Genomic DNA, 8,755 nt, shown 5'->3' with positions numbered 1-8,755 from the left:
GTCCTCGGCGGAGCAACCCCACGTGAGATACTCCAGCAAATATTCAATCGTGGCGCATTAACCGCTTGATCCCGCCCCCACTATTCATTTTTCCGTTCTTCGGAGTACATCGGGAGCTACTCCTTCGGACCAGCTCTGTGTGAACTAGATGAGAAAGCGCAGCAGCGAATCATCGACGCTGGACAGTTGGTACTGCGGGCCCGCGAGCGGCACCCCGAGGGGCCACTCGCGGAGCACTACAACCCGTTAGCGATAGACCAAATTCTGCTCAAGGCTCACGACGAATTGGACCGAGAAGTAAATAAAGCTTTCGGTGTGGCACGCAAACTCACCAACGAGCGCCAGCGCCAGGAGCTACTGTTCGCCAGCTACGGGGAGTTGTCGAGGGGCTAATCTCCTCGCTTCCATCAAGATCGAAACCACCAGCAGGGTCGTTCCCCGTGTGGGTAATTTTGATCGACCCCGCTGCTGGGTATAGAACCCTGTCGCCGGCAACGCCGGGAACTATGACTGTGCCCGACGAGAACACGTCACTGTCATAACCCGGCTCACGGTAGACCAGCACTGGTCGTCCACTACTACTGGTGGATTTCGGTTTGGGTGGCGGGGGGATTAACGCCGCCGGCCTCGTTTTTTCCGTTGAGGAGGGTGTTGACTACTTCCCGATTGTGAAATTCGCCGATGGTGCGATGGAGAGGAACCAGTCACCTGAAAGAGATCGATCCAGTCGCTGGTGCGCAATCTGGGGGGTAGGGTTGCGGGGTCGATTCCTCGCGAGCGCAACCATGATTGTGTCTCTGAGCGTGATGAAAACAGCCCTGCCCTTCGGAGAATTTCCCCTACCCCGCGTCCCCGGGCGGTGAAAACGGTGTGCACCATCGCCTGAAAGGCTTTGCGTTGCTCTATCGGGATCTTCGGGTCACCCACACGGCGGATTACTAAGATCCCCCCGTCAACGTTTGGCTGTGGCCGGAACGCAGACCTTGGTACTCGGGAACCAAGGTGAAATGTGAACCATGGGGACCACTGAGCCGTCATCATTGTGCTTGCGCCTACCCCGGCCCGGCGGCGAGCGACTTCCCACTGCATGAGGAGTACAGCGTCAGTCCATGCCGGCGCATGGAACAACTTTCGAAGAATGGCAGTGGTGAGGTGAAAGGGAATGTTTCCCACAATGACGCAGGGAGTGGCGGGTAACGGGAAGTTAAGGAAATCATCATGGACCACTTCGATCGCCGCCGAGGCGGTCCTTTTTGTGAGTTTTGCAGCTAGTGTTGTGTCCACTTCAACTGCCGTTATTGCCCTCCCCAAGCGGGATATCGGGTGAGTGAGGGCACCGCTTCCCGGCCCGATCTCGATGATGGGGCCCGAGGTTTGTTTTACAAGATCGACGATGGTGTTGATGATCTTTTGGTCTGTGAGAAAATTTTGGCCATGTTCGTGACGGCCGTATCCGTATGTAGACATCAGGTGTGCTCCGTGGAGTTGAAACGGAGCCGGGCATGGCAAATGGCCGCCCGGCTAAAGGACCGGAGCGGTTTTTGACCCGCGGGAGGGAGAAAACCGCCTTAGCGGTTGGTGAGCGGCCGCATGAAAACGGAACCTGAAATCAACATGGGCCTTATCGTACCAATTAATTTCGAAGGGTGCAATACTGTGAGAAAGAAGACAACTGCACCGCAACAGTGCAAGACCTCTCTGGATTGGGGTTTGTGCCACCTTTGGCTCGTCGTACAGACGCCACTGGCGTATTTTGTCTCTGGGCAACGAGGGGCAGTTACCCCCACCTCCGAATGCTTTTAAGGTGCACCCCTGATTAAGCTGGGGTGCGTAATTTTGTTCGACCGATCGGACTGTCCACCGACGTGGGGCGGGTAGTTCGAGGTCCCAGCAGATGATCGCGTCGATTTCGCCGCGTTCAAAGGATGCCACCATGGCGTCGTAGTCGGGGCGAGCCACATTCTTCTTTGACGCGGAAATGGACTGATCGACGTCGTTATGTTCTATGTCCAACGTGCAAGCCACACTGCTTTGCAATGGCTTCACAGTCCTGACGCTGCCGGTCGATGGTGCGGCCATCCACGTCAGCGTCTCGTGAGATGCGACGGCAAATAGGAGCGCGTGTGTCAAACGCTATTAATAAGGCCCCTAGCTACACGTTGAACTTGAATTCGACCACGTCGCCGTCGTGCATGATGTAGTCCTTGCCCTCCTGGCGGACCTTCCCCTTGGCCTTCGCTTCAGCGATTGAGCCGGCCTCAACCAAGTCATTGAAGGACACAATTTCAGCCTTAATGAAGCCACGCTCGAAATCAGTGTGAATCACGCCGGCAGCCTGCGGGGCCGTAGCACCCTTCGGAATGGTCCAGGCGCGAGACTCCTTCGGGCCAGCGGTCAGGTAAGTCTGCAGACCAAGAGTGCGGAAACCAGCGCGAGCAAGCGAATGCAGACCCGGCTCGGTCTGGCCAATTTCAGCCAGGAGCTCATTGCGGGATTCCTCATCCAGCTCCAGAAGGTCCGACTCAGCCTTGGCGTCGAGGAACACACAGTCCGCCGGTTCCACAGCAGCGGCCAGATCCGCGCGGCGGTCCTCGTCGGCAAGCACTTCCTCATCAGCGTTGAAGACGTAGAGGAACGGCTTTGCGGTGAGCAAGTGCAGCTCGCGCAGAGCGGAGAGCTTCACGTCATCGGAAGCTGCGAAGAGAGTGCGTCCCTCTTCCAGCACAGCGAGAGCCTGCTTGACGGCTTCAACCTCACCGACCTTTTCCTTATCCTTCTTGGCTTCCTTTTCCAGACGCGGCAGCGCCTTCTCAATAGTCTGGATATCAGCCAGAATCAGCTCGGTTTCAATCACACCGATGTCAGAGGCCGGGTCAACCTTGCCGTCGACATGCACGACATCATCATCATTGAAGACACGGACGACCTGACAGATCGCGTCAGCCTCGCGGATGTTGGCGAGGAACTTGTTACCTAGACCTTCGCCCTCCGATGCACCCTTGACGATGCCGGCGATGTCCACAAACGACACTGTAGCCGGAAGAATACGCTCAGAGCCGTAAATTTCGGCGAGCTTATTCAAACGGGGATCGGGAAGCTCCACAACGCCGACGTTCGGCTCGATGGTGGCGAACGGATAATTCGCAGCCAGCACATCGTTGCGCGTCAAGGCGTTAAACAGGGTTGACTTTCCGACATTGGGCAGACCGACGATTCCAAGTGTAAGACTCACATTGCCCATCTTACGGGCTCGGGGAGATAGATTTGAACTCGCCCTAACTTCGTGAAGTTGCCCCCTATCCCCTCCGAACCTCCATAATGAATATGTGAGCAATAAACCCAATGAAGGCGAAGAGTGGACTGCACAGTCCGAAAAAGACGCTATCGATCACGTAATGGGATCGGAGCCTCTGCGAGTAGAACAGTCTCTGTCTATCCCCTCCGACGCCCATAAGTCAGCGACAACGCAACCGGATTTACCGGAAGATGCTAAAAACCTCGACGAGCTTATGAGCGAAAACAACTCCGAGTCCATCGACCGCGCCGACGTCATTGGCGAGGGCGCCCGATGGTTCGCAGGTTGGTGCCTGCGTTTCCTCATCACCGCAGCGGCGCTGTACGTCAGCGCTATGATTCTGGGAAAGATTTGGGCTGGCGTTCTGCCGATTCTGTTGGCCCTGATTGTCTCCACGGTGCTGGCTCCGCCCGCAGTGTTCCTGATGAAGCACCGATGGCCCCGCGCTCTCGCCGCACTGACGGTCATCCTAGGCGCGCTGGCGGTGCTTGGCGGCGTTGTCGCGGTCCTCGCACCGACTGTGCAGTCGCAGTTCCCAGAATTGCGTCGCCAGTTCACTGATGGCATTCAAGAAGTCCAGAACATCATTCAGGCACCGCCATTTAACGTCAAGGACGAGCAAATTCTCGATGCCCTGGACCAGGGTTCCACATGGCTTCAGGAGCGCTCCGGCGATATTGCCAACACAGTCTTCCAAGGCATCTCGGTGGTCTCCTCGGTCGCCGTAACCATGATGGCAATGCTGGTTCTGACGTTCTTCTTCATCAAGGACGGCCAGGACTTCCTGCCATGGCTCCGCCGCCTGACCGGACGTCGCCTCGGCTGGCATCTCACGGAGGTACTCACCCGCTCCTGGAACACGCTGTCGGGCTACATCCGCACGCAGGCTATCGTTTCGCTTATCGACGCGGTCTTCATCGGTGCCGGTCTTGCGATTTTGAATGTGCCGCTGGCAATGGTCCTGGCCGTGGTGACTTTCTTCGCTGGCTTCATTCCTATTGTCGGCGCGTTCACCGCCGGCTTCATTGCGGTGGTTGTCGCACTTGTTGCCAACGGCCTGACCACAGCAATCTTTGTCTTGCTCATCATCATTGCCGTCCAGCAGATTGAGGGCAACATCCTCTCGCCGATTCTGCAGTCCAAGGCTATGGACCTGCACGCCGCAATCGTCCTGTTGGTGGTTCTGCTCGGTGGCGGTATCTTCGGCATCATCGGCGCTTTCCTGGCTGTGCCAGTCACTGCAGTCGTCGCGGTCTGGTTCCGCTACCTCGGCGACCTCACGGATTTGCGAACGGGTGACAAGACCGCAAAGGACATCGAGTTCGCCACGGATGCCGGATCAATCTCCGGCATTCAGATTGAAGCTGCCGGCCGTGCGATGCGCGACCGACTGGCTTCGTTCCGTCTGGGCAGTGATGACTCCGACAGCTCCGCGGAGAGCGCTGTGAAGGCAGATGCTCGCACCGCCGGTAAAGTTTCCCCCGATGCTGGTCCGACCAAGCAGGAAGAGGGAGCGATGACCAAGGCCTTCCACAAGGTCACTGAAGTCGTCTCCGGGCCTTTCTCTAAGAAAAACAAGTAGGGCGAGATTCCAAGACACGGGCAGGCTCTTATACCGGGCTTGCCCGTTTTTATCACTAATAACCGGTAGGATACGCATTCGTGTCGAACAGATCAGCAATAACCCGTAAAGGCAGTGGGAACAAACCCCTGCTTCCACGCGTGCCAATGTTTGTGCCGCCGTTGCTGATGCTTCTGGCCGGCGTTTTTGGTTTGCTCTTTTCTGTTCCCAACGGTTCGCTTGGCAAGCCCTACTTCATTGCTTTTGCCGTGGCTGCTGTGGCCGGAACACTGTTGGTGGTTCCTCGCGGTCTGGTAGTTACCGTCGCTCAAATCCCTATTTTGTTCGCGCTTGTCACCTTTTTCACAGCGTGGTTTACCGGTTCTCTCGCCGATCCCGAAAATGGTGGCGCGACCGCGACGACCTCTAAACGCGCTCGCCTGGTGACCTCCGCATATCCCATCATCCAGCAGTTCCCGTGGCTGCTGATCTTGATGATTATCTGTGTCATCATCGCAGTGTGGCGTTACCTCGAAATCACCCGCACCCAGGAGAAATCCCTCAACACCCAGCGCAAGGCCGCTAAACAACGCCAGCACCGTGACGAAGCCGCTGTCGAATCCAGCTCTCAGGTTCGCCGTCGTCTCGCCGAATCTGATCGCCGCGTAGCTTCTCGCTCTCAGGAACGCCCTGCTTCACGACGTCCCGCTGCGGACATTATCCGAGATGCCGAAGCTCGCCGCCAGGCGCGCCAGCAGGCTGCACGCTCTCGGCAGGAGACTTCTCGTTCTGGTGCCCGACCGGCAGCGAGCGCCAGCTCGGCATCGCGCAACGCCGAGCAACTGCGTGAGCGACCAGTTGACCGCTCTGGGGAGCGCGCCCAGCAGCGCTCGAATTTCGCCCAGCGGGCCCAGCAGCCAACATCCCGTTGGCAGTCTCGCCCGCATCCGGGCCAGGCGCAGTTCACTCAGGATTCCACTTCGCCAAACTCGACCAGACAGCAGCCTCGTCGTCCGATTGAACGGCCAAACGCACCGCAGCGGCCAACGCAGGAGTTTCCCCGTCGTCAAGCGGCAGGAACGGCACGGATGTGGGGAGAACGGTCTTCGCCGGAGTCCCGGTCCGAAAAGCCTCAACAGAGCCCCGCACGCCCGGGGAGCAACCACCGTCGCACCGAGGAGTGGCCACCGCGACAGCAGCGCCCTCGCCAGGAGCGCATAACCGGGCGCGATACCAGGTCTCGTTACCGCAAGTAGCTCGGACTTGCACCTTACCGTCACAGTTGCCCACAGGCAGATTTAGCCTGTGGGCAACGTGCGTTTATTAGCAGGGCAATCCGCGCCATCGTGTAAGTGTTGATGTATGTCGAAATTGGAAACGTCGGCCGAGAAACCGGTTCAGGTTCGACGCCTGAACCAGTTAGTCAAGGACTACATTGAGCGCCTTGGACAGATTTGGGTCGAGGGGGAAATCGCCCAGGTCAACTCCAAGCCGAGCTGGAAGCTCTCCTACATCACTCTGCGTGACACCTCCGCGGAGTTTTCGGTGTCGGTGACTTGTTCTACGGCGGCTCTGCGCAATAATCCGTTGCGCAACGGCGACCGCGTAGTGGTTTTGGGCAAGCCTGCGTTTTATGCCGGGCGGGGGCAGTTTTCCCTGTGGGCTACGGAGTGGAGACCCGTGGGGTTGGGGCAACTATTGGCGCGGTTGGAACAGCTGCGCCAGGCGCTAGCGGCGGAAGGACTTTTTGATCCACGGCTGAAACGCCCTCTGCCCTATCTCCCCAACAAGATCGGGTTGATTACTGGTCGCGGTTCAGCGGCTGAACGCGATGTGCTTTCGGTCGCGGGCGCCCGCTGGCCCGAGGTGAATTTCCGGGTAATCAACACGATTGTGCAGGGTGCCAAGGCTGTTCCGGAGATTATTGAGGCGCTTGCACAGCTCGACGCCGACCCGGAGGTTGATGTCATCATCGTCGCCCGTGGCGGTGGCAGTGTCGAAGATTTGCTGCCTTTTTCAGATGAGGCTCTGATTCGTGCGGTGAGTAAGGCGACAACACCGGTGGTTTCTGCAATCGGGCACGAGCCGGATACTCCGCTGTTGGATTACGTCGCTGATTTACGTGCTGCCACACCGACGGATGCGGCAAAGAAAACAGTGCCCGATGCTGCTGAGGAACGACGCCTCATTGCACAGCTGCGTGAGCGCTCCTCGGCATCTCTGCGACGATGGGTTGACCGTGAAGTAGCGACTCTGCGGGATTTGACGTCGCGGCCGGTACTGCGCGATCCGCTCACTCCCATCCGCGTGCGTGAAGAGTTTGTCACGGCGCAGGTTGATCGGCTGCGTTTTCTCATCCACCGCAGTCTGGAACGTGAGGAAGCCGTGGTATCGGGATTGCGCGGCAAGGTTTCAGCACTTGGCCCCTCTGCCACACTCGCTCGCGGCTATGCCATCGTGCAGGCACAATCGGCTACTCAGCCGGAACCACAGATTGTGACCTCTATTGCAGATGCTCCGATGGGTTCCCAACTGCGAATTCGCGTCAGTGACGGCTCCATCTCTGCAGCGACGCTAGCTACGAAGCCGGCGAATTAGTAAGCAATGACTTTTCCAACCTTGAAGCTTTAACTACTAAATGTGAAGGACGTATTCGCTAATGAATGACAATGTTTTCGGCGCGGGTCAGGCTCCCTCTTCGGAGGAACAGGTACCGGTGGAGAACCTGAGCTACGAGCAGGCTCGAGATGCGCTGGTCGAGACCGTCAAGCTCCTAGAACTCGGACAGATGAGCCTGGATGAATCCCTGGCGCTGTGGGAGCGAGGCGAGGCGCTGGCCCGCCGCTGCGAGGAGCATTTGGCTGGCGCCCGGGCAAAGGTTGAAGCCGCCTTGGCCAGCAAGAATCAGGATGTCGCGGCTTCTGCCGAGAATGTGGGCGATGAGGACTAAAAAGAGACGAGAAACGATTGTCAGTTCATATCGTTTCTCGTCTCTTCGCTGATAGCTGAGTTCAGCTATTATATGGCCCTAGTCGGGATTACCACTCCAGGTGAGTGCTCGACTCGGCCTACTTTGCTGGTGCCGACGGCATCTCGGAAGCAGTCTGCTGCGGCTGTGACGAATCCGGCATTGTCGTGTCCGGATCAATTGGCTCGGCCTTCTGCAATGCCGCCGCCAACTGTGTGAACTCCTCGTCGTTGGCAGTGCCCTCGATAATTGCGCGGGAGTCACCGAGGTCCCCAACCCATACGCGACGCACGTTGTCCTCAGCCGGCTCATACTTAGTCCAGGTTGTACCTTCCACGTCAGTAGTACCGTCCCGGAGACGGTTCTTACCATCAGACGGCAGCTGACCTGCTTCCGCATCTGTTTGCGTGACCTGAATGAATGCTCCGCTAGCGGTGACATAGCCAATAATGGTCGTCTGCTTCCCCGCCGCCATACCCGCGCGGGTCGAGTTTGAAGTCCAGCCCTCAGGCACCTTCGGCAGGCGAACTGGATAGTCCACGCGCCGAGCCTCCACGTTCACGAATGGGGCGGCATCGACTTCGCGCACCGGACCGTTTTCCGGCTTCCCGGGGTTAAAACTGCACAGGCCGGTAAAGCCAATGGTGACAGCCACCGCAAGAAACATCACCACGAGGGTGAGAATCATGTCTCGACTGTCCTGCAAAATCCTAGGTTTCTCATTCGCCACGCGCTCAAGTATGCCAAAGGCCCCGCAACGAACCTAGTCATCAGTCGCATCCGCACAGCTGCGACTAGAAATACTTGATGACGGACGCTGTCCACGTCGTCAAGCGAACTGACGCCGGAACAAACTCTTGATACCCGCGTGATGTGGGGGTTTAGCCCTGAAACTCCCCCCACTTTGGCGCTGCGTCCACCCCCGAACACC

At 58.0% G+C, this 8,755-nt stretch carries 8 protein-coding genes; 5 read left to right on the top strand and 3 right to left on the bottom strand.

Annotation, left to right across the window (positions count from 1 at the left end):
* Nucleotides 1-108 precede the first annotated feature (108 nt).
* The gene (locus tag QP981_RS11255; protein ID WP_350309474.1) at nucleotides 109-393 is read left to right on the top strand and encodes a type IIL restriction-modification enzyme MmeI; all 285 of its coding nucleotides are present in this window, start codon (nucleotides 109-111) and stop codon (nucleotides 391-393) included.
* 219 nt (nucleotides 394-612) lie between these two features.
* Here QP981_RS11255 and erm read toward each other — a convergent pair whose 3' ends face one another.
* Both erm and ychF read right to left on the bottom strand, forming a co-directional pair.
* Nucleotides 613-1,467, bottom strand: a complete 855-nt coding sequence (erm, locus tag QP981_RS09395; protein ID WP_070642086.1) for a 23S ribosomal RNA methyltransferase Erm — start codon at nucleotides 1,465-1,467, stop codon at nucleotides 613-615.
* 685 nt (nucleotides 1,468-2,152) lie between these two features.
* Entirely contained in the window at nucleotides 2,153-3,232 is a 1,080-nt protein-coding gene (ychF, locus tag QP981_RS09390) for a redox-regulated ATPase YchF (RefSeq protein WP_038629114.1), read from the bottom strand.
* Nucleotides 3,233-3,326: 94 nt separating this feature from the next.
* On the opposite strand from ychF, the gene QP981_RS09385 reads away from it, so the two are divergent.
* The 4 genes from QP981_RS09385 (at nucleotide 3,327) to QP981_RS09370 (ending at nucleotide 7,806) form a co-directional block, all read left to right on the top strand.
* Complete coding sequence (locus QP981_RS09385) at nucleotides 3,327-4,877, top strand: AI-2E family transporter (protein WP_284857905.1); 1,551 nt, start codon at nucleotides 3,327-3,329, stop codon at nucleotides 4,875-4,877.
* A gap of 80 nt (nucleotides 4,878-4,957) precedes the next feature.
* A complete protein-coding gene (locus QP981_RS09380) occupies nucleotides 4,958-6,112 on the top strand; it encodes a DUF6542 domain-containing protein (protein WP_070429179.1) in 1,155 nt (384 codons plus the stop codon).
* Between the two features lie 106 nt (nucleotides 6,113-6,218).
* A complete protein-coding gene (xseA, locus tag QP981_RS09375; protein ID WP_272707930.1) occupies nucleotides 6,219-7,454 on the top strand; it encodes an exodeoxyribonuclease VII large subunit in 1,236 nt (411 codons plus the stop codon).
* A gap of 61 nt (nucleotides 7,455-7,515) precedes the next feature.
* Complete coding sequence (locus QP981_RS09370) at nucleotides 7,516-7,806, top strand: exodeoxyribonuclease VII small subunit (protein WP_070595522.1); 291 nt, start codon at nucleotides 7,516-7,518, stop codon at nucleotides 7,804-7,806.
* A 118-nt stretch (nucleotides 7,807-7,924) separates the two neighbouring features.
* Here the strand turns inward: QP981_RS09370 and QP981_RS09365 are convergent, their stop codons facing one another.
* Complete coding sequence (locus QP981_RS09365) at nucleotides 7,925-8,554, bottom strand: DUF4245 domain-containing protein (protein ID WP_284857904.1); 630 nt, start codon at nucleotides 8,552-8,554, stop codon at nucleotides 7,925-7,927.
* Nucleotides 8,555-8,755 lie beyond the last annotated feature (201 nt).

The organism is Corynebacterium sp. MSK047, from assembly GCF_030232285.1.
Classification (GTDB): domain Bacteria; phylum Actinomycetota; class Actinomycetes; order Mycobacteriales; family Mycobacteriaceae; genus Corynebacterium; species Corynebacterium jeikeium_D.
Note: the sequence above shows the minus strand (reverse complement) of the source record. Positions and strands in the feature narration are given on the sequence as shown.